Origin of the sequence: Halomonas sp. SS10-MC5 (genome assembly GCF_015992245.1) — a bacterium.
GTDB classification, from domain to species: Bacteria; Pseudomonadota; Gammaproteobacteria; order Pseudomonadales; family Halomonadaceae; genus Halomonas; species Halomonas sulfidoxydans.
In genome coordinates this window covers 1,697,257-1,714,516 of sequence record NZ_CP065435.1, presented here as the reverse complement: position 1 = coordinate 1,714,516, position 17,260 = coordinate 1,697,257, and the positions used below count along the sequence as shown (strand labels likewise).

Genomic DNA, 17,260 nt, shown 5'->3' with positions numbered 1-17,260 from the left:
TTAACAGCACGATCTGATGGCCGAGCGGCCCCGCACGCAAACGCGCCGCCAGGCACACGGCGCGCAGGCATTCGCTTCAGCTCAACTGGCCGCAGCACTGCTTGTACTTTTTGCCCGACCCACAGGGGCAGGGATCGTTGCGCCCCACCTTGGGTCCTTCCCGACGCACGGGGCGCGCGTCGGCCGCCGGCATCGCGGCCCCGGCCGGCTCCTCGCCCTCGGCAAGTTCGGGCGCCTCGTGACGGCTGGCAGCGGCGGCCTTCTCACGCTCCAGCGCCTCGCGCCGCTGGCGTTCGAGTTCGTCGACCTCCTCCGGGCGGCGCACCTGCACGTGGCTGGTGATCCGCGTGATGTCGGCCTTGATGTTGGCCAGCAGCGTCTGGAACAGCTCGAAGGCTTCGCGCTTGTACTCCTGCTTGGGGTTCTTCTGCGCATAGCCGCGCAGATGAATGCCGCGGCGTAGGTGATCCATCGACTGCAGATGCTCCTTCCAGCGCGTATCGAGCACCTGCAGCATGATCTGCTTCTCGAAGCGGCGCATCAGCTCGGCGCCGGCAATCTCGATCTTCTCCCGATAGATGCCGCGGTGCATCTCGTGCAGACGCTCGCGCAGCTGCTCCTCGTGGAAGCGCTCGTCCTGCTCGGACCACTCGATTACGGGTGCGTCGAGATGGAACTCGGTCTTGAGATGCTCCTGCAGGCCGGCCAGGTCCCACTGCTCCGGCAGGCTCTGCGGCGGCACGAAGTCGCTGATGGCGAGATCGAGCACCTCGTCGCGGATGCCCAGCACGTTCTCGGAAACGTCCTCGGCGGCGAGAATCTCGTTGCGCTGCTCGTAGATCACGCGGCGTTGGTCGTTGGCGACATCGTCGTACTCGAGCAACTGCTTGCGGATGTCGAAGTTGCGGCTCTCGACCTTCTTCTGCGCCCGCTCCACGGCATTGGTGACCATCTTGTGTTCGATCGCCTCGCCGCGCTCCAGGCCCAGCGCCTTCATCATGCGCTGCACCCGGTCGGAGCCGAACAGGCGCATCAGGCTGTCTTCCATGGAGAGGAAGAAACGCGTCGAGCCCGGGTCGCCCTGGCGGCCGGCACGGCCGCGCAGCTGGTTGTCGATGCGCCGCGACTCGTGGCGCTCGGAGCCGATCACGTGCAGGCCGCCGGCCTCCAGCACCGCCTCGTGACGCACCCGCCACTCTTCGCGCAGCGTCTCGATCTGCGCCGCGCTGGGGTTGTCGAGCTTGGCCGCCTCGGCCTCCCAGTTGCCGCCCAGCACGATGTCGGTACCGCGACCGGCCATGTTGGTGGCAATGGTGATGGCCCCGGGGCGACCGGCCTGAGCGATGATCTCGGCCTCGCTCTGGTGCTGCTTGGCGTTGAGCACGTTGAAGCGCAGCCCGGCCTGCTTCATCAGCCCGGCCAGGTACTCGGAGGTCTCGATGGAGGCGGTACCCACCAGCACCGGGCGGCCGGCCTCGGTCTCGGCCTTGACGTCGTCGATGATGGCCTCGAACTTCTCCTCCGCGGTGAGGTAGACCAGGTCGTTGAGGTCGCGGCGGATCAGTGGCCGGTTGGTGGGGATGACCACCACGTCGAGGCCGTAGATCTGGCGGAACTCGAAGGCCTCGGTATCGGCGGTGCCGGTCATGCCGGCCAGCTTGTCGTAGAGGCGGAAATAATTCTGGAAGGTGGTCGAGGCCAGCGTCTGGCTCTCGCGCTGCACGGGTACGCCCTCCTTGGCCTCCACCGCCTGGTGCAGGCCCTCGGACCAGCGCCGCCCCGGCATGGTGCGCCCGGTGTGCTCGTCGACGATCACCACCTGGTTGTTGGCGACGATGTAGTCGACGTCGCGGTGGTAGAGATGGCGGGCGCGCAGCGCCGAATGCATGTGGTGCAGCAGGTTGAGGTTCTGGGCAGCGTAGAGCGAATCGTTTTCGCCGAGCAGCCCCTCGGCGCGCATCAGCTCCTCGACCCTGTGGTGGCCAGCCTCGGTGATCTCGACCTGCTTGTGCTTCTCCTCGAGCAGGAAGTCGCCGCTGACGGGCGCCTCGTCGTCCTCGGAGACCTCGCCCTTCTCCAGTTGGGCCGCCAGGCGGTCGACCACCTTGTAGAGCTCGGTGTTCTCGTCCACCGCGCCGGAGATGATCAGCGGCGTGCGCGCCTCGTCGATCAGGATCGAGTCGACCTCGTCGACGATGGCGAAGCTCAGGCCGCGCTGGACCTTGTCCTCCAGCGAGAAGGCCATGTTGTCGCGCAGATAGTCGAAACCGTATTCATTGTTGGTGCCGTAGGTGATGTCGCAGGCATAGGCGGCACGCTTCTCCTCGGACGTCTGCCCCGAGTAGATGATGCCCACCGAAAGGCCGAGGAACTCGTACAGCGGGCGCATCCACTCGGCGTCGCGGCGCGCCAGGTAGTCGTTGACGGTCACCACGTGCACGCCATTGCCCGGCAGGGCGTTGAGATAGACCGCGAGCGTCGCCACCAGGGTCTTGCCCTCGCCGGTCTTCATCTCGGCGATGCGTCCGCGGTGCAGGGTCATGCCACCGATCATCTGCACGTCGAAGTGGCGCATGCCCATCACGCGCTTGCTGGCCTCGCGCACCGTGGCGAACGCCTCGGGCAGCAGGTCATCGAGGCTCTCGCCGGCGGAAAGGCGCTGGCGGAACTCCTCGCTGCGCGCCCGGAGCGCGGCATCGTCGAGCGCCTCGAACTGCGGTTCCAGCGCGTTGATCTGCGCCACCTGGCGCTGCATGCGTTTGACTTCGCGGTCGTTCTTGGAGCCGACGACCTTGCGTAACAAAGAATTGATCATGAAACGTCCATTCTGCGTGTCGCGTTCAGCCGGCGCTGTTCAGGACTGGCGGGAACCAGCCGTCACCGGCAGCATGGGTTGGCTTGGGGACGACGCGGCACGCGGGGAGGCCCGCGGCGGGAAAGGACGTCATGGGCGGCCGCCCAGCGACGCGGGGGCGCCAGGCGCTTTGGCACGACACGCCTTGCCACGGCCATCGGGCGCCGCTGCGGCCAGCGTGGCAAGGCGCGGCGGCGGGCCACGTAGCGACAGCGGGCACGCATCAGCGTGGGGGCGAGAATGCAGGTCTGTACCACCCGCTCGGCCAGGCGCAGCGTTTCCGCCTGGGTCAGGCCGGCCGGCAGCAGGCAGCTTACCAGCAGCCCGGCCAGCCACCAGCGCGACCGCTGACGACAGCGAGGCGACGCAGCCGACGGGCTGGCGACGCTACGATCCTGTGGCTGGGCGGCGGTCATGCTGTCGCGGGTCTCCGAGCGTGCTAGGCTTGGCGTGTTGGTTCGGACGAGAAACAAGCCCATGAGTATAAAGGTTAAGCGCTCACGAGCACAGCCCATGTCTCGCCTGCTGGGAGGCAAGGGCGAGCTGGCGCCGCTGATGCGCACGGCCAGGCTGGTCGCCCGGGCCCAGCAGCACCTTCGCGAGCACCTCCCGGAGGAAGTGCGTGAGCACCTGTTCGTAGGAGGCTATCGCGACGGCAAGCTGACCCTGCTCACCGATCGTGCGGTGTGGCTGACCTGGCTGCGCTATGAGCAGCCACGGCTGCTCGAGCTGCTGCACCAGCTGCCGGAATTCGCCACGGTCACCGGCTTCAGCCTGAAGGTGCGCCCCGTGCGCCCGCTCAAGGTGCCACCCCGCCAGGTGCGCACGCTGCCGGCCCCGGCCGCGGACGAAATCTCCGCCTGCGCCGCCGACGTCGACGACCCGCGCCTCAAGCGCGCCTTGGAACGCCTCGCCTCGCACGCCGAGCGAGATCTCTAGCGCGACCTGCCCCGCGTCGCTCACGCCAGGCGGAAGATGGTACCGTCGATGTCGACTTCGCGAATGTCGTCATAGGAGACGGTAATCCCGTTGATGTCGCCGGGTTCACCCTCGTGCTCGACCAACATCGTCTCGGGCACGACCTTCACGCCGGTAACCCCCACATGCTGGACACGCGCCGAGAAGCGCTTGCCTTCGCGCTCGACCACCAGCCGTTCCCCGAACATGCAGCGTCCTACCTGGGCCAGCAGCTCCTTCTTTTCAACGTGCTTGACGGTCATCGCTCTCCTCCCGCCTGACCATGCCGGCCGCAACCGGCACCGGTTCGAACTTGGGCCATTCGCTTTCACTGTAGGTGATGACGCAGGCCGGGACACCCCCTGCGGCCGACCCGGTCTGGAGCCGCACCACGCCCGGCGCTATGCTGGTCAACCGCCCCTTGCGCTACAATAGGTCGCCCATGTCACCAAGCAAGACCCAGTCCAGCTTCTATCGTCGCCTCTATCTCGCCCATCTGATTGCCAACGGCATCGCCAGCGTGCCGGCCATCATCGCCGCGACCGGCATGCCCCGGCGTACCGCCCAGGATACGCTCAAGGCGCTCGAGGAGTTGGACATGCGCTGCGAATTTCGTCCCGCCGCGGGCGAACGCCACAACAGCGGCCGCTACGAGATCACCGACTGGGGGCCCATCGACCGGGACTGGGTGGCCCGCCATGCCGAACGGCTGCGCCGCACCCTGGGCTATCCCGCGCTGTCATGAAGCGGCCTGGCTGGACCGCGGCACTGCTCGTACCCCTGGCACTCCTGCTGGAGGGTTGCGCCGGACCGGAGCTGCAGACACCGGGGCCCGGCGGCAGCGAGCCCCGGCTGACCTCCTACCAGGTCATTGCCGGCGATGGCTACCGCCTGCCGCTGCGCCACTGGCCTGCAACGGAGGAAACCGAGGTCGTGGTGCTGGCGATACACGGCTTCAACGACCATGCCGGCAGCTTCGAGATCATGGCCAGCGCCCTGAACGAACATGGCATCGAGGTCTATGCCCACGACCAGCGCGGCTTCGGCACCACTGCGCAGCGTCGAGTGTGGCCCGGCTACCAGCGGCTGCGTGACGACGTCCTCCTGCTCGCCGCGCTGCTGCGCGAGCGCCACCCCGATACGCCGTTGTACCTGGTCGGCAAGAGCATGGGCGCCGCGGTGACGCTGCTCGCCATGAGCGCCGACGAGCCGCCCCCGGTGGACGGCAGCGTGCTGATCTCCCCGGCCGTGTGGAGCAGGGAGGCCATGCCCTGGTACCAGCGCCTCGGATTATGGCTGGGCGTGCGCCTGATCCCCCAGGTCAGCTTCTCGATACGCACCCCCCGTCGCCTGGGCATCGAGCCGACCGACGACGAGGCGATCAAGCGGCAGTTGGCCAGCGACCCGCTGATCCTGCGCAGCGCGCGGGTCGACACCCTCTACGGCCTGACCCGCACCATGGGGCTTGCCCTCGAGGCCGCCAGCGAGCTGCCGCCACCCGCCCTGGTGCTCTACGGCGACGAGGACCAGATCATCCCCATGCAAGCCTACTGCGCCCTGCTGCGACGCCTCCCCGACGATGAAGGGATCCGCCTCGCGCTCTACCCCGGCGGCTACCACATGCTGACACGCTACACGCGGCGCGACCGCACCGAGCAGGACCTCGCAGCCTGGCTGCTTGCGCCCGGTGGCAAGCTGCCCTCAGGCTACGAGGTCACACGTGAGAGCACGCTGGCTTCGCACTGCGATTGAGCGCTAACGTCGCCGGGCAGGTGAATTCAACAGGACGAAAAAAAGCGGCGGGCAGGGCCCGCCGCAAGACACCGATCAGTCGCACTGACCGAGAGAGTGCCTGGTAGGGGTCAGATCTCGAAGCCGAGGCCGAACTCCTCCGCGGACAGTGCCATCAGCGGTTCGGCACCGGCCTGGATCATGCGCACATGGGCCAGGGTGCGCGGCAGCAGGCGCTGGAAGTAGAAGCGCGCCGTCTTGATCTTGGCCTCGTAGAAGGCGGCGTCGCCGCCGCCCGCCGCCAGTGCCTCGCGCGCCTGTCTGGCAGCTCGGGCGAAGAGGTAGGCCAGCGTCACGTAACCGGAGTACATCAGGTAGTCGACGCTGGCCGCCCCGACTTCTTCGCGATCGTTCATGGCCTTCATGCCAATGCCCATGGTCAGCTCGCCCCACTCGGCGTTGAGCTTGGCCAGCGGCGCGATGAACTCGGCCAGCTCGGCGTTGCCCTCTTCGGCCTTGCAGAACTTGTGAATCTCCTTGGTGAAGACCTTGAGGCTCTCGCCCTGGCTCATCAGCACCTTGCGGCCCAGCAGGTCGAGGGCCTGGATGCCGGTGGTGCCTTCATAGAGGCGCGTGATACGCGAATCGCGCACCAGCTGTTCCATGCCCCACTCCTGGATGAAGCCGTGGCCGCCGAAGACCTGCACGCCCTCGTTGGTGGCCTCGAAGCCCACCTCGGTGAGGAACGCCTTGACGATTGGGGTCAGCAGGCCCAGCAGGGTCTCGGCGCGCTCGCGCTCGGCGGCGTCCTGGCCGTGTTCGACGACATCGAGCAGCTGGGCGGTGTACAGCACCAGCATCCGGCCTCCCTCGGCAAAGGCCTTCTGGGTCAGCAGCATGCGCCGCACGTCCGGGTGAACGATGATCGGGTCGGCGGGCTTCTCGGGGGCCTGCGGGCCAGAGAGGGCACGCATCTGCAGGCGATCGCGAGCATAGGCCAGGGCATTCTGGAAGCTCGCCTCGGTCAGCCCCAGGCCCTGGATGCCCACGCCCAGGCGCGCGGCGTTCATCATGGTGAACATGCAGGCCAGCCCCTTGTTGGGCGGCCCGACGAGAAAGCCGCGGGCGGCATCGAAGTTCATCACGCAGGTGGCGTTGCCGTGGATGCCCATCTTGTGTTCCAGCGAGCCACAGGCTACGCCGTTACGCTCGCCCGGGTTGCCCTCGGCGTCGGGCAAGAACTTCGGTACCACGAACAGTGAGATGCCCTTGGAGCCCTCCGGCGCATCCGGCAGCTTGGCCAGTACCAGGTGGACGATGTTCTCGGCCAGGTCGTGCTCGCCCGCGGAGATGAAGATCTTGGTCCCTGTGATCTCGTAGGCGCCGTCGGCGGTGGGCACCGCGCGGGTCTTGATCAACCCCAGGTCGGTGCCGCAGTGCGGCTCGGTCAGGCACATGGTGCCGGTCCACACGCCCTCCACCAGCTTGGTGAGGTAGGTGGCCTGCTGCTCCTCGGTGCCATGATGACGCAGCGCATCGGCGGCGCCATGGGACAGCCCGGGATACATGCCCCAGGCCAGGTTGGTGGAGCACACCATCTCGTTGAGTACCATGGCCAGCGAGTGCGGCAGCCCCTGGCCGCCGTGGGCGGGGTCCGCCGCCAGGCTCGGCCAGCCGCCTTCGACGTACTGCTGGTAGGCTTCACGGAACCCCTTGGGCGCCTTGACCTCGCCGCCCTCCAGCAGGCAGCCCTCCCGGTCACCGCTCTGATTCAGCGGCAGCAGTACCTCGCGGGCAAAGCGCGCCCCCTCCTCGAGGATGGCGGCCACCACGTCGGGCGTGGCCTCTTCACCGCCCGGCAGCCGGGCATAGTGTGCGGGATAGTCCAGCAACTCATCCATCACGAAGCGAAGGTCGCGCAGGGGGGCCTGGTAGTCGGGCATCTCTACTCTCCACAAAGGTCGCCATTAGGTCGCCTGAAAGCGGGCGAGTGAAAGCAGCGAGGGCCGCTTTCAAACATGTGTTTGAAACTAGCTCGCCGAAGCCTTGGAGTCAAGCGCCCGTTTTAATTCTCGGCTCACCCACGAGCCCGGCCAGGCGCCCTATGCCACGGGAGAGGTGTTCAGGAAGCGTACAGAAAGCAAGAAAATAGCGCACATACATATGGAGTGATAAACAATGGCGCGCAAGATAAAAACCAAACCCACCCATGCCGGGCACAGGACCCGCCTTGTTCCTAGGGCATAGCCTCCTGCAGCTTCTCCCGTAGCGCCTCCAGCCGCGCCTTGAGCTCGACGAGCTCCGAGGCCGGCTGGCCGCTGGCCATTACCACGCAGTCGGGGATCTCCTGAGCGCGGGCCTGCAAAGCCCTCCCCTGCTCGGTGAGAAACAGCTCCACGACCCGCTCGTCGCGACGGCTGCGCACCCGCCGGAGCAACCCATCGGCCTCCAGGCGCTTGAATACGGGAGTGAGCGAACCGGTATCGGTCATCAGGTGGCGGCTGATGGCCCCGGCGCTCAGTCCATCCTCCTGCCACAGGATCAGTAGCACCAGGTACTGCGGGTAGGTAAGGCCAAGCCCCTTGAGCAGGGGCTTGTAGAACTTGGTCATCAGCAGCGAGGTGGAGTAGAGCGTGAAGCAGAGCTGGTTGTCGAGCTTGAGGTCGGCGCCGATCTCCTGACTGGCCATCACGGGGGCTCCCCTGTTCTTGTCGTGCGTCTCGTCGTGCGCCCTACGCTAGCGCGCCAGCCGATGCCTGCCAAGGCGCCGCTGCCAACGCTCACTGCATGCGAATGCCCCCGTCCAGGCGGATCACCTCGCCGTTGAGCATGGCGTTGGTGATGATCTGTTCGGCCAGGCGGGCGAACTCATCGGGCTTTCCCAGGCGCTTGGGGAACGGCACCGAGGCGGCCAGTGCCTTGGCGGCCTCGTCGGGAATCTCGCTCATCATCGGCGTCTGGAACACCCCAGGCGCGATGGCCATCACCCGGATGCCATGGCGCGACAGCTCGCGTGCCGCCGGCAGGCTCATGCCCACCACCCCGGCCTTGGAGGCGCTGTAGGCGCACTGCCCCACTTGGCCGTCGAAGGCGGCAATGGAGGCGGTATTGACAATGACGCCGCGCTCGCCGTCGTCGTTCGGTCCATTCTTCGCCATGGCGGAGGCCGCCAGCCGCATCACGTTGAAGGTGCCGATCAGGTTGATCTGCACGGTACGCGCATAGGCCTCGAGATCGGCGGGGTTGCCTTCGCGATCGACCAGCTTGGCCACGCTGACCACACCGGCGCAGTGCACCACGCCGGCCAGCCCCGCTTCACCGCCAAGGGCGACGGCGGCGTCGACCGCCGCCTGCATGTCCTCGGCCGAGGTCACGTCGCCGCGCACCGCGCGGGCCGCCTCACCCAGCTTTTCGGCGTGGGCATCGACGTCCACGCTCAGGTCGCACAGCACCACCCGGCCGCCGCCGGCAACGAGCCGCTCGGCCGTGGCCGCTCCCAGGCCGGAGGCGGCGCCGGTGATCAGAAAGGTACGGTCCTTCACTTGCATTGGGTTGTCTCCCGGTTCATTTGGCTGCCTCGGCCTTCTCGGCGGCATCGGCGCGCAGCTTGAAGCGCTGGATCTTGCCGCTGGGCGTCTTGGGCAGTGCATCGACGAACTCGATCACCCGCGGGAAGGCGTGAGTGGAGAGTCGCTCGCGCACGCGCTGGCGAATCTCCTCGGCCAGCTCGTCGCTCGCCTCGAAGCCCTCGCGCAGCACCACATAGGACTTGATGATTTCGCCGCGGATGTCATCGGGCTGGCCCACCGCGGCGGATTCCGCCACGGCCGGATGGGTCAGCACGGTGTTCTCCACGTCGGTGGGCCCGACCCGGTAACCGGCCGTAGTGATGATGTCGTCGTCGCGGCCGGCGAACTGGAAGGTGCCGTCCTCGTTGCGGATCACCACGTCGCCGGTCAGGTAGTACCCCTTGGCGAACGGATGCTTCTCCTGCCAGGTATAGCCGGCGAAGAAGTGCGCCGGCGAACGCTCGATGTCCACCGCCAGCACGCCGGGCTCCCCCGGGGGCAGCTCGTTGTATTCGGCGTCGAGAATGGCCAGGCGATAGCCCGGCATCGGCACGCCCATGGCACCGACGTGCTTGGGATGCTCCAGGGCATGATGGTTGCAGCAGGTCATGCCGGTTTCGGTCTGGCCGTAGTGATCCATCACCGGACAGCCCAGCGAGCGCTCGACCCAGGTCACCACTTCGGTGTTGAGCGGCTCGCCGGCGGAGCTGGCCACGCGCAGCTCGAGACTCTCGTGGGCGCTGTCGAACAGCCCCGAGGCCTTCATCAGGCGATAGGCGGTCGGGGCGGCGGCGAAGTTGGTGATGCGGTGCCGCTGCATGAACGCCAACGCTCCTTCGGCGCTGAAGCCGGCCTCGCAGAAGTGCGTGGTCACGCCCAGCAGCAGCGGCCCGGCAATGGCGTAGTAGAGCCCGTAGGCCCAGCCGGGGTCGGCCATGTTCCAGAAGCGGTCGCTCTCGCGCAAGTCGATGGCCAGCTCCATGTAGAGCGCGAAGGCCGGCATGCCGGAGAGCGGCACCGCCACGCCCTTGGGCTTGCCCACGGTGCCCGAGGTGAACATCTGCAGGAACGGTGCTTCCGGCGAGAGCCGTGGCGGGTTGGCCTGGATCGGTGAATGACCCAGCGCCTCGCTCCAGTCGAGGTCGCTGGCATGCCCTTCGCTCGGCCCGCCCACCGCCAGCACCGGCGGGCACTGGGAGAGGCCGTCGAACTTGAAGCGGTTGGCGTGATCGGTGATCACCAGCTTGGTGTCGGCCCGGCCCAGGCGGTAGTCGACGGCATCGGGGCCGAAGGCAGTGAACAAGGGCTGATAGACCGCCCCGATACGCCAAGTGGCCAGCACCGCGACCAGCAGCTCGCGAGAGCGCGGCAGCATGCAGGCGATGCGATCGCCGACCCCGAGGCCACGCTCGGCGAACCAGCCGGCCAGCCGGGCGCTCTGTGCCTCGAGCTCGGCGTAGGTGAGCCGGTTGACGTTGCCCTGGGTATCCTCGTGAACCAGCGCCAGCACGTCGCCCCGTCCCGCACGCAGGTGGCGGCCGCAGCAGGACTCGTAGGCGTTGAACTTGCCGTCGCCGTGATCATCGAGACGGTCAATGACCGCATCGATGGAAAAACGCCCGTAGTAGGTGGAATACGCAGGAAGGGTTGGCGTGCTCATTGACTGCCCTCTTGTGCCGGATTGTGCTTGTTGTTGAACTCTTACTGCTTAGATGCCGTTGACGTAAGCGTCAACCTAGCAAGCGCTAGGTACAAACTAGAAGCAAAGCCGGGACGGGGCAACCCCCGTGGTAGCGGTCGTAGGCTAGACCTTGGTCGAGTCAGGAAGCCGGGATCAGGAAGCGCGAGAGGAGGAAGTGATCATGGCCACCAGCTCATGGGCCAGGTCGTCCGGCTTGCGCGGCCCCTCGGGGTCGTACCAGCGCACCGTCCAATTCAAAGCGCCCATGACGAAGCGCGACACCAGGAAACGGTCGCCATGGATGAGCCCGGCGACCAGGGCTTCGTCGATGACCTGCTCCCAGAGTTCTTCGTAGGCGTCGCGCAGATGGCTGAGGTGATCCCGTGCCGAGGGGTCCAGCCGGCGCCACTCGTAGAGCGCGACGACATGCGCGTTGCGGTCGGTCAGCAGCGTCTGCAGGTGAGCCCGGGCCATGGCGTGCAGGCGTTCGCTGGCTGATTCCCCGCACTCCTCCAGGGCCTGGCGCGCCAGCGTCAGGGCGTTCTGGGTGCCCTCCTCGATGACGGCGGCGAGGATCTCCTGCTTGTCGCGAAAATGGTGGAACAGGCTACCGGACTTGATGCCCATCTCCTGGGCGAGCATGCGCACCGTGGTGCGATCGAAGCCCTCCTGGACGAACAATTGAGCGGCCAGACGGGTCAATTCCTTGCGGCGTGGGGACTCGTTAACGACATTCATCGGGTTTACACTAGCGCTTGCTTGGTTGATCTTGAGAAAAGCACAGCGTCGCCGGCAGGTCAACGCGACTGCTGCAGAGCACGCCCAACGATACGCTCGAGAGCCCTGTCGAGGTCAGCTCTCGAGGACGACAAACACAACGGATGATTCGACAGGAGAGCGCCACCATGAGCAGCCCTACCGACATCGTGTTCCTTTCCGCCGCCCGCACCCCGATGGGCGGCATGCTGGGTAGCCTCTCGAGCCTGACCGCTCCGGAGCTCGCCGCCACCGCCATTCGCGCCGCCATCGAGCGCGCCGGCATCGAGTCCAGCGCCATCGACGAAGGCATCCTGGGCTGCGTGCTGCCGGGTGGCGTCAAGCAGGGGCCCGCCCGCCAGGCGATGCGCCAGGCCGGCATTCCCGATGGCATCGGTGCCACCACCATCAACAAGCTGTGCGGCTCGGGCATGAAGGCGACCATGCTGGCCCACGACCTGATCCGTGCCGGCAGCGGCGAGGTGATCCTGGCCGGCGGCATGGAGTCGATGTCCAACGCCCCGCACGTGCTGACCAAGGCGCGCACCGGCTATCGACTGGGCCACGGCGAGCTCAAGGATCACATGTTCCTCGACGGCCTCGAGGACGCCGAGACCGGCAAGCTGATGGGCGTGTTCGCCCAGGACATCGCCAGCGAGCGCGGCTACTCACGCGAGCGCCTGGACGACTTCGCCATCGCCTCGCTGGAGCGCGCCATGGAGGCCACCAACGCCGGCCACCTGAAGGCCGAAATGGCGCCGGTCACCGTCACCAGCCGCCAGGGCGAGAGCGTGGTCGAGCACGACGAGCAGCCATTCCAGGCCAAGCTCGACAAGATCCGCCAGCTGCGCCCCGCCTTCGCCAAGGACGGGACCATCACCGCCGCCAACTCCAGCTCGATCTCCGACGGCGCCTCCGCGCTGATCCTGGCCAGCCAGGCCGCCGCCGACCGGCTCGGCGCCAGGCCCCTGGCACGCATGCTGGGCCATAGCACCCACTCCCAGCATCCCAGCGAGTTCACCATCGCCCCGGTGGGCGCCATCGACAAGCTGATGAAAAAGCTCAGCTGGAGTGTGGCCGACGTCGATCTGTTCGAGATCAACGAGGCCTTCGCCGTGGTCACCCTGCTGGCCATGGACGGGCTCGACATCCCCCACGACAAGGTCAACGTCTACGGCGGCGCCTGCGCCCAGGGCCACCCCATCGGCTCCACCGGCTCGCGCATCATCGCCACGCTGATCCATGCCCTGCGCACCCGTGGCGGCAAGCGCGGTATCGCCAGCCTGTGCATCGGCGGCGGCGAGGCCACCGCGGTGGCGGTCGAACTGATCGACTGAGCCACCCCTGCCACCAGACGCCCGCAGCCCCGGCAGGGGCTGCGGGCGTCGTCATGAACGGGGCAGCGACAGGCGATCGAGCCGCAGCCGCTCGCGGGCATCGAACAGGCGACGGCTGCCCACGGCCACCGCAACCAAGGTGCCGAAGCCGGTGCCCAGCGTGATCGCGAACATGATCAGGATCTGATACTTCACCGCCAGGCTTGGCGCCGTGCCGGCGAGTATCTGCCCCGTCATCATGCCCGGCAGGCTGACCACCCCCGCGGCGGCCATGGCATTGATCATCGGCATCAGCCCGCTGCGCATCGCCTCGCGACGAATGTCGCCGATCGCCACTTGCCAGGGTTCGCCGAGCATCAGGCGGTTCTCGATCACGCCGCGCTGACGCCAGGCGGTATCGGTCAGGCGATCCAGCGCCAAGGCCACCCCGGTCATGGTGTTGCCAAGCAGCATGCCCAGCAGCGGAATGGCGTACTGCGGGCGATACCACGGCTCGGGGCCGATGACGACCGTCAGGGTCAGTACGGCGACGGTGAACGAGGAGAGAAACATCGACAGCGTGCCGATGCCGAAGGCCCAGCCACCCAGCAGGCGGCGCTTCTGGCGCGCCATCACCTCGCGCCCGGCGACCAGCAGCATGGCCAGCGCCATCAGCACGACCCATGCCAGTCGCTCGGCGGCGAACAGCGCCTCGAGCACCAGACCGACCAGCGCCAGCTGGATCACGGTACGCAGCGCGGCAATCAGCAGGCTGCGGCTCATGCCCAGCCGCATCGCGGCGGTGCAGCCGGCGAGAAGCATCACCATTGTCGCCGCCAGCGCCAGCTGCCACCAGGAGAGCGCAATCACGTCCATGCGACCTCCACCTCCTCCAGCCGTCCGCCGGCGATCCGCCAGTGGCGGCGCCCCACCCGGGCGATCTGCCCGCGGTCATGGGCGACCCACAGCGTCGGCCAGCCGCGCTCATGAATACGCGCCGCCAGCCAGGCTTCCACCCGCGCGCCGGTCTCGGCGTCCAGGTTGGCGGTGGGCTCGTCGACCAGCAGCGCCCTGGGCTCGCGGCTCACGGCCCGCAGCAGCGCCAGGCGCTGCTTCTCGCCGGTGGAGAGCCGCCCCACCTGCCAGGTCAGGGCGTCTTCCGCCAGCCCCAGCGTCTGTAGTTCGGCAGCCCCTGGCAGCTTGACGAAGTGCTCGGCCACCGTTTCCGCCCACCAGTGGCTCTCGGCGGGCACCAGCATCACCCGACGCCGCCAGGCGTGGCCGAGCGTTTGCGACTGGGCCTGCCCGCCCAGCCAGACTTCGCCGGCATGCGGCTCGAGGTCGGCCACGGCGCGCAGCAGTCGGCTCTTGCCTGAACCGCTGGCCCCGGAGAGGCAGACGATCTCGCCGGGCGAGACCTTAAGGTCGATGCCATTCAGCGCACCGATGCCGACGCCGGCGAGCCGCAGAGGTTCGGTTGGGCCCAAGTCGCTTCCCCATCATAGCCGTTGGCCGAATCATAGCAGCGCAGGCCCTGGATTCGACACGCCTGGCGGCATTGCTCACATATGGAAAAGCATATATCTTTCGCCCATCCCTTCGCGTGCAGGAGCGGTACATGTCCGACGACACTCTCTCGCAGGCTCCCTCCTCCGCCAAAGGCATGGGGCGATTCGAGCGCTTTCTCTCCGTGTGGGTAGCGCTTGCCATCGTGGCCGGTGTGCTGCTCGGCCAGTTCGCCCCTGCCGTGCCCGAAACACTAGCCCGGTTCGAGGTCGCCCAGGTATCGATCCCGGTGGCAATCCTGATCTGGGCCATGATCTTCCCGATGATGGCCCAGATCGATTTCGCCGCCGTGCTCGGCGTTCGCCGCCAGCCCAAGGGGCTTATCATCACCACCACGGTGAACTGGCTGATCAAGCCTTTCACCATGTTCGTCATCGCCTGGTTCTTCCTGATGGTGGTGTTTCGTCCGCTGATCCCCGAGCCTCTCGCACAGCAGTACCTGGCAGGCGCGATCCTGCTGGGTGCCGCGCCCTGCACCGCGATGGTCTTCGTCTGGAGCACCCTGACCCGTGGCGACGCTGCCTACACCCTGGTACAGGTGGCTCTCAACGACCTGATCATGCTGTTCGCCTTCGCCCCCATCGTGGTGTTTCTGCTCGGCGTCTCCAACGTCCAGGTGCCTTGGGATACCGTGGCGCTGTCAGTCCTGCTCTATATCGTCATTCCGCTGACCGCCGGCTATCTGACCCGGCGCTTTCTCATCGCCCGCCACGGCAATGAATGGTATGACAATGTCTTCATGAAGCGGGTGGGGCCGATCACTCCCATCGGTCTGATCGTCACCCTGGTGCTGCTGTTCGCCTTCCAGGGCGACGTGATCCTCACCAACCCACTGCACATCGTACTGATCGCGATTCCGCTGATCGTGCAGACCTTCCTGATCTTCTACATCGCCTACGGCTGGGCCAGGGCCTGGAGAGTGCCGCACAACGTGGCCGCCCCCGGTGCGATGATCGGCGCCAGCAACTTTTTCGAGCTGGCCGTGGCCGCCGCCATCGCGCTGTTCGGCCTGCAGTCCGGCGCGGCGCTGGCCACGGTGGTGGGCGTGCTGGTGGAGGTGCCGCTGATGCTGGCCCTGGTGCGCATCGCCAACAACACCCGACACCTCTTTTCACCAGCCAGCGTGGGCCAGGGCTAAGCCGGCTCGAGCAGCGTTTCAATCGGGCGCTGCACGGGCGTCTCCGTGTCTTCGGGCTTCTGCCGGGAACCAACCGCAGGCGGCCCCCATGACCCGGTCATGCCATGGGCAGGTTGCGCAGCGGGCAGCACGAAGCGCTGGGCCTGCTCCTGCATGCGCAGCGATTGCACCTCGAGCTCGCCGGCACCTGCCGCGGCCTGTTCGACGAGCAGGCTGCTGTCACGGGTGGAAGCCTCCATCTGCCCCATGGCCCGGTTCACCTCCTCGATGCCGAGCCGCTGCTCTGCCGAGGCGTGTACGACCTGCTCCATCAGCCTATCGACCCTTTCGATGGCCGCCATGATGCCCCGGGTATGCTCGGCGGCCCGCAGCGAGAGGACGTTGCCCTCGGCCACGCTCGCCCGGGACGCCTGGATGCGCTGCTGGATGTCCCGCGCTGCCTCGGCGCTACGCGATGCCAGGGCGCGGACCTCGCTTGCCACCACCGCGAAGCCCCGGCCCTGATCGCCTGCGCGAGCCGCCTCGACCGAGGCGTTGAGCGCCAGGATGTTGGTCTGGAAGGCGATCGACTCGATCACCCCGACGATGCTGGCGATCTCGTCGGAGTGGCCATGGATCTCGTCCATGGTAGCGACGAAGCGCGTGATGACGCCCTCGCCTTCTCGTGCACGCTGGGTGGCGGCCTCCGCCGACTCGCCCACCTGACGGGCATTGTCGGCGTTGCTGGCAACCGTCGCCGTCAGCTGCTCCAGGCTGGCGGCGGTCTGCTCGAGCGCCACGGCCTGCTGGCGGGTCCGGGCCGCCAGCGCCTGGTTGTGTGAGGCCATCTCGCGACTGCCCAGGTGGACGCTGTCACTGGCGCTGCTCAGGAGGCCCACAGTCCCGATCAGCGAACGCTGCATGGTGGCGAGCTCGGCATACAGCTGGCCGATCTCGTTGCGCCCCCTCGCCTCCACCGGGGCGGACAGGTCGCCCCTCGCGATACGCTGGAAGTGCTCGACGATGCGTCGCAGCGGCCGGATGACGTTAATCGTGACGCCCCAGATGACGCCGGCGATCAACACGACCGCGAGCAGCAGCGCCGCCAGGATTGCCCAGGTCATGCCATTGGCCAGGCGCTCGAAGCGCCGCGTCAGGGCCTCGCCCCGTGCCGTCGAGCCGGCAAGAAAGGCATCGGCCGCCTCGACGAAGGCCTGGCCACTGTCGTGAACGCGAGACTGCCCGGAGCGATAGCCGGCGTCATCGCCCTCCTCGAGCAGCAGCATCTGCAGCTTCATGTTGTTGTCCACCAGCGACCGGTAGCGCTCGACGAGCGCCTCGACATCCGCCCCGCGCTGCTCGGCCACGGGCATGTCGAGAAACGCCCGGAAGGCTCGCTCGGCGCCGGCCAGGCTGCCCCCCGCACGCTCCAGCACCGGTCCCGGCAGCTCGAAGGCCGGCGCCCGCATCAGCTCGGCGGCGCGGTCCATGTCCAGGCGTGCCTGAAGCAGGCTGGTATAGGTGCGGTTCAGCGCACCCGCCTGCTCCACGTTGAGACGATTGAGCGTACCGAAGGCGTCGCGGCTCAGATGATTGGAAACCAGGCCCAGCCCACCGGCTCCCGCGATCAACACGCTGAAAGCCACCAGCACCAGCGACCAACTGAGCCGTACCGTCATGTCTTGGAATCGTTGCATACCTTCCCCGCGTCCT

Annotated in this window: 16 protein-coding genes; 5 read left to right on the top strand and 11 right to left on the bottom strand. The window is 67.3% G+C overall.

What is annotated here, in order from left to right:
- Positions 1 to 76: 76 nt before the first annotated feature.
- Together secA and I4484_RS08095 are read right to left on the bottom strand one after the other, a co-directional pair.
- Positions 77 to 2,815, bottom strand: coding sequence for a preprotein translocase subunit SecA (secA, locus tag I4484_RS08100; protein ID WP_197450446.1), 2,739 nt, complete (start codon positions 2,813 to 2,815; stop codon positions 77 to 79).
- A 62-nt stretch (positions 2,816 to 2,877) separates the two neighbouring features.
- Positions 2,878 to 3,270: a hypothetical protein gene (locus I4484_RS08095; protein ID WP_197450445.1), complete on the bottom strand. Its 393-nt coding sequence runs from the start codon at positions 3,268 to 3,270 to the stop codon at positions 2,878 to 2,880.
- 97 nt (positions 3,271 to 3,367) lie between these two features.
- On the opposite strand from I4484_RS08095, the gene I4484_RS08090 reads away from it, so the two are divergent.
- Entirely contained in the window at positions 3,368 to 3,793 is a 426-nt protein-coding gene (locus I4484_RS08090; protein ID WP_234283513.1) for a DUF721 domain-containing protein, read from the top strand.
- A 20-nt stretch (positions 3,794 to 3,813) separates the two neighbouring features.
- On the opposite strand, the gene I4484_RS08085 is transcribed toward I4484_RS08090, so the two are convergent.
- A complete protein-coding gene (locus tag I4484_RS08085; protein WP_197450443.1) occupies positions 3,814 to 4,074 on the bottom strand; it encodes a hypothetical protein in 261 nt (86 codons plus the stop codon).
- Positions 4,075 to 4,253: 179 nt separating this feature from the next.
- On the opposite strand from I4484_RS08085, the gene I4484_RS08080 reads away from it, so the two are divergent.
- Positions 4,254 to 4,556, top strand: a complete 303-nt coding sequence (locus I4484_RS08080) for a helix-turn-helix domain-containing protein (RefSeq protein WP_197450442.1) — start codon at positions 4,254 to 4,256, stop codon at positions 4,554 to 4,556.
- Positions 4,553 to 5,563: an alpha/beta hydrolase gene (locus tag I4484_RS08075; protein ID WP_197450441.1), complete on the top strand. Its 1,011-nt coding sequence runs from the start codon at positions 4,553 to 4,555 to the stop codon at positions 5,561 to 5,563. Before I4484_RS08080 ends, I4484_RS08075 begins: the two co-directional genes overlap by 4 nt.
- A 110-nt stretch (positions 5,564 to 5,673) precedes the next feature.
- Here I4484_RS08075 and I4484_RS08070 read toward each other — a convergent pair whose 3' ends face one another.
- The 5 genes from I4484_RS08070 to I4484_RS08050 form a co-directional block, all read right to left on the bottom strand.
- Complete coding sequence (locus I4484_RS08070; protein ID WP_197450440.1) at positions 5,674 to 7,485, bottom strand: acyl-CoA dehydrogenase C-terminal domain-containing protein; 1,812 nt, start codon at positions 7,483 to 7,485, stop codon at positions 5,674 to 5,676.
- 293 nt (positions 7,486 to 7,778) lie between these two features.
- Complete coding sequence (locus I4484_RS08065) at positions 7,779 to 8,231, bottom strand: MarR family winged helix-turn-helix transcriptional regulator (RefSeq protein WP_197450969.1); 453 nt, start codon at positions 8,229 to 8,231, stop codon at positions 7,779 to 7,781.
- Positions 8,232 to 8,322: 91 nt separating this feature from the next.
- Entirely contained in the window at positions 8,323 to 9,090 is a 768-nt protein-coding gene (locus tag I4484_RS08060; protein WP_197450439.1) for an SDR family NAD(P)-dependent oxidoreductase, read from the bottom strand.
- Between the two features lie 16 nt (positions 9,091 to 9,106).
- Positions 9,107 to 10,771, bottom strand: a complete 1,665-nt coding sequence (locus I4484_RS08055; protein WP_197450438.1) for an AMP-binding protein — start codon at positions 10,769 to 10,771, stop codon at positions 9,107 to 9,109.
- Between the two features lie 174 nt (positions 10,772 to 10,945).
- Positions 10,946 to 11,530 (bottom strand): TetR/AcrR family transcriptional regulator, encoded by a 585-nt coding sequence (locus I4484_RS08050; RefSeq protein ID WP_197450437.1) that lies wholly within the window; start codon positions 11,528 to 11,530, stop codon positions 10,946 to 10,948.
- Positions 11,531 to 11,697: 167 nt separating this feature from the next.
- Between I4484_RS08050 and I4484_RS08045 the strand changes: the two genes are divergently transcribed.
- The gene (locus I4484_RS08045; RefSeq protein WP_197450436.1) at positions 11,698 to 12,885 is read left to right on the top strand and encodes an acetyl-CoA C-acyltransferase; all 1,188 of its coding nucleotides are present in this window, start codon (positions 11,698 to 11,700) and stop codon (positions 12,883 to 12,885) included.
- A 51-nt stretch (positions 12,886 to 12,936) separates the two neighbouring features.
- On the opposite strand, the gene fetB is transcribed toward I4484_RS08045, so the two are convergent.
- Positions 12,937 to 13,740 carry an iron export ABC transporter permease subunit FetB gene (fetB, locus tag I4484_RS08040; protein WP_197450435.1) on the bottom strand — a complete coding sequence of 268 codons (804 nt, stop codon included), beginning with the start codon at positions 13,738 to 13,740 and terminating at the stop codon, positions 12,937 to 12,939.
- Positions 13,731 to 14,351, bottom strand: a complete 621-nt coding sequence (locus I4484_RS08035) for an ATP-binding cassette domain-containing protein (RefSeq protein ID WP_197450434.1) — start codon at positions 14,349 to 14,351, stop codon at positions 13,731 to 13,733. Before I4484_RS08035 ends, fetB begins: the two co-directional genes overlap by 10 nt.
- Positions 14,352 to 14,482: 131 nt before the next feature.
- Here I4484_RS08035 and arsB point away from each other — a divergent pair, with 131 nt between their 5' ends.
- Positions 14,483 to 15,568 carry an ACR3 family arsenite efflux transporter gene (arsB, locus tag I4484_RS08030; protein WP_197450433.1) on the top strand — a complete coding sequence of 362 codons (1,086 nt, stop codon included), beginning with the start codon at positions 14,483 to 14,485 and terminating at the stop codon, positions 15,566 to 15,568.
- On the opposite strand, the gene I4484_RS08025 is transcribed toward arsB, so the two are convergent.
- On the bottom strand, positions 15,565 to 17,244 hold the full coding sequence (locus I4484_RS08025) for a methyl-accepting chemotaxis protein (protein ID WP_197450432.1): 1,680 nt from the start codon (positions 17,242 to 17,244) through the stop codon (positions 15,565 to 15,567). The genes arsB and I4484_RS08025 overlap by 4 nt on opposite strands.
- Positions 17,245 to 17,260: the final 16 nt, after the last annotated feature.

What these genes read in the sequence shown, in the direction of transcription:
- I4484_RS08045 (WP_197450436.1), top strand. Translation starts at nt 11,698, where the DNA reads ATGAGCAGCCCTACCGACATCGTGTTCCTTTCCGCCGCCCGCACCCCG.
- I4484_RS08050 (WP_197450437.1), bottom strand. Translation starts at nt 11,530, where the DNA reads ATGAATGTCGTTAACGAGTCCCCACGCCGCAAGGAATTGACCCGTCTG.
- I4484_RS08080 (WP_197450442.1), top strand. Translation starts at nt 4,254, where the DNA reads ATGTCACCAAGCAAGACCCAGTCCAGCTTCTATCGTCGCCTCTATCTC.
- I4484_RS08060 (WP_197450439.1), bottom strand. Translation starts at nt 9,090, where the DNA reads ATGCAAGTGAAGGACCGTACCTTTCTGATCACCGGCGCCGCCTCCGGC.
- secA (WP_197450446.1), bottom strand. Translation starts at nt 2,815, where the DNA reads ATGATCAATTCTTTGTTACGCAAGGTCGTCGGCTCCAAGAACGACCGC.
- I4484_RS08075 (WP_197450441.1), top strand. Translation starts at nt 4,553, where the DNA reads ATGAAGCGGCCTGGCTGGACCGCGGCACTGCTCGTACCCCTGGCACTC.
- I4484_RS08085 (WP_197450443.1), bottom strand. Translation starts at nt 4,074, where the DNA reads ATGACCGTCAAGCACGTTGAAAAGAAGGAGCTGCTGGCCCAGGTAGGA.
- I4484_RS08055 (WP_197450438.1), bottom strand. Translation starts at nt 10,771, where the DNA reads ATGAGCACGCCAACCCTTCCTGCGTATTCCACCTACTACGGGCGTTTT.
- arsB (WP_197450433.1), top strand. Translation starts at nt 14,483, where the DNA reads ATGTCCGACGACACTCTCTCGCAGGCTCCCTCCTCCGCCAAAGGCATG.
- I4484_RS08025 (WP_197450432.1), bottom strand. Translation starts at nt 17,244, where the DNA reads ATGCAACGATTCCAAGACATGACGGTACGGCTCAGTTGGTCGCTGGTG.
- I4484_RS08065 (WP_197450969.1), bottom strand. Translation starts at nt 8,231, where the DNA reads ATGGCCAGTCAGGAGATCGGCGCCGACCTCAAGCTCGACAACCAGCTC.
- fetB (WP_197450435.1), bottom strand. Translation starts at nt 13,740, where the DNA reads ATGGACGTGATTGCGCTCTCCTGGTGGCAGCTGGCGCTGGCGGCGACA.
- I4484_RS08095 (WP_197450445.1), bottom strand. Translation starts at nt 3,270, where the DNA reads ATGACCGCCGCCCAGCCACAGGATCGTAGCGTCGCCAGCCCGTCGGCT.
- I4484_RS08070 (WP_197450440.1), bottom strand. Translation starts at nt 7,485, where the DNA reads ATGCCCGACTACCAGGCCCCCCTGCGCGACCTTCGCTTCGTGATGGAT.
- I4484_RS08090 (WP_234283513.1), top strand. Translation starts at nt 3,368, where the DNA reads ATGTCTCGCCTGCTGGGAGGCAAGGGCGAGCTGGCGCCGCTGATGCGC.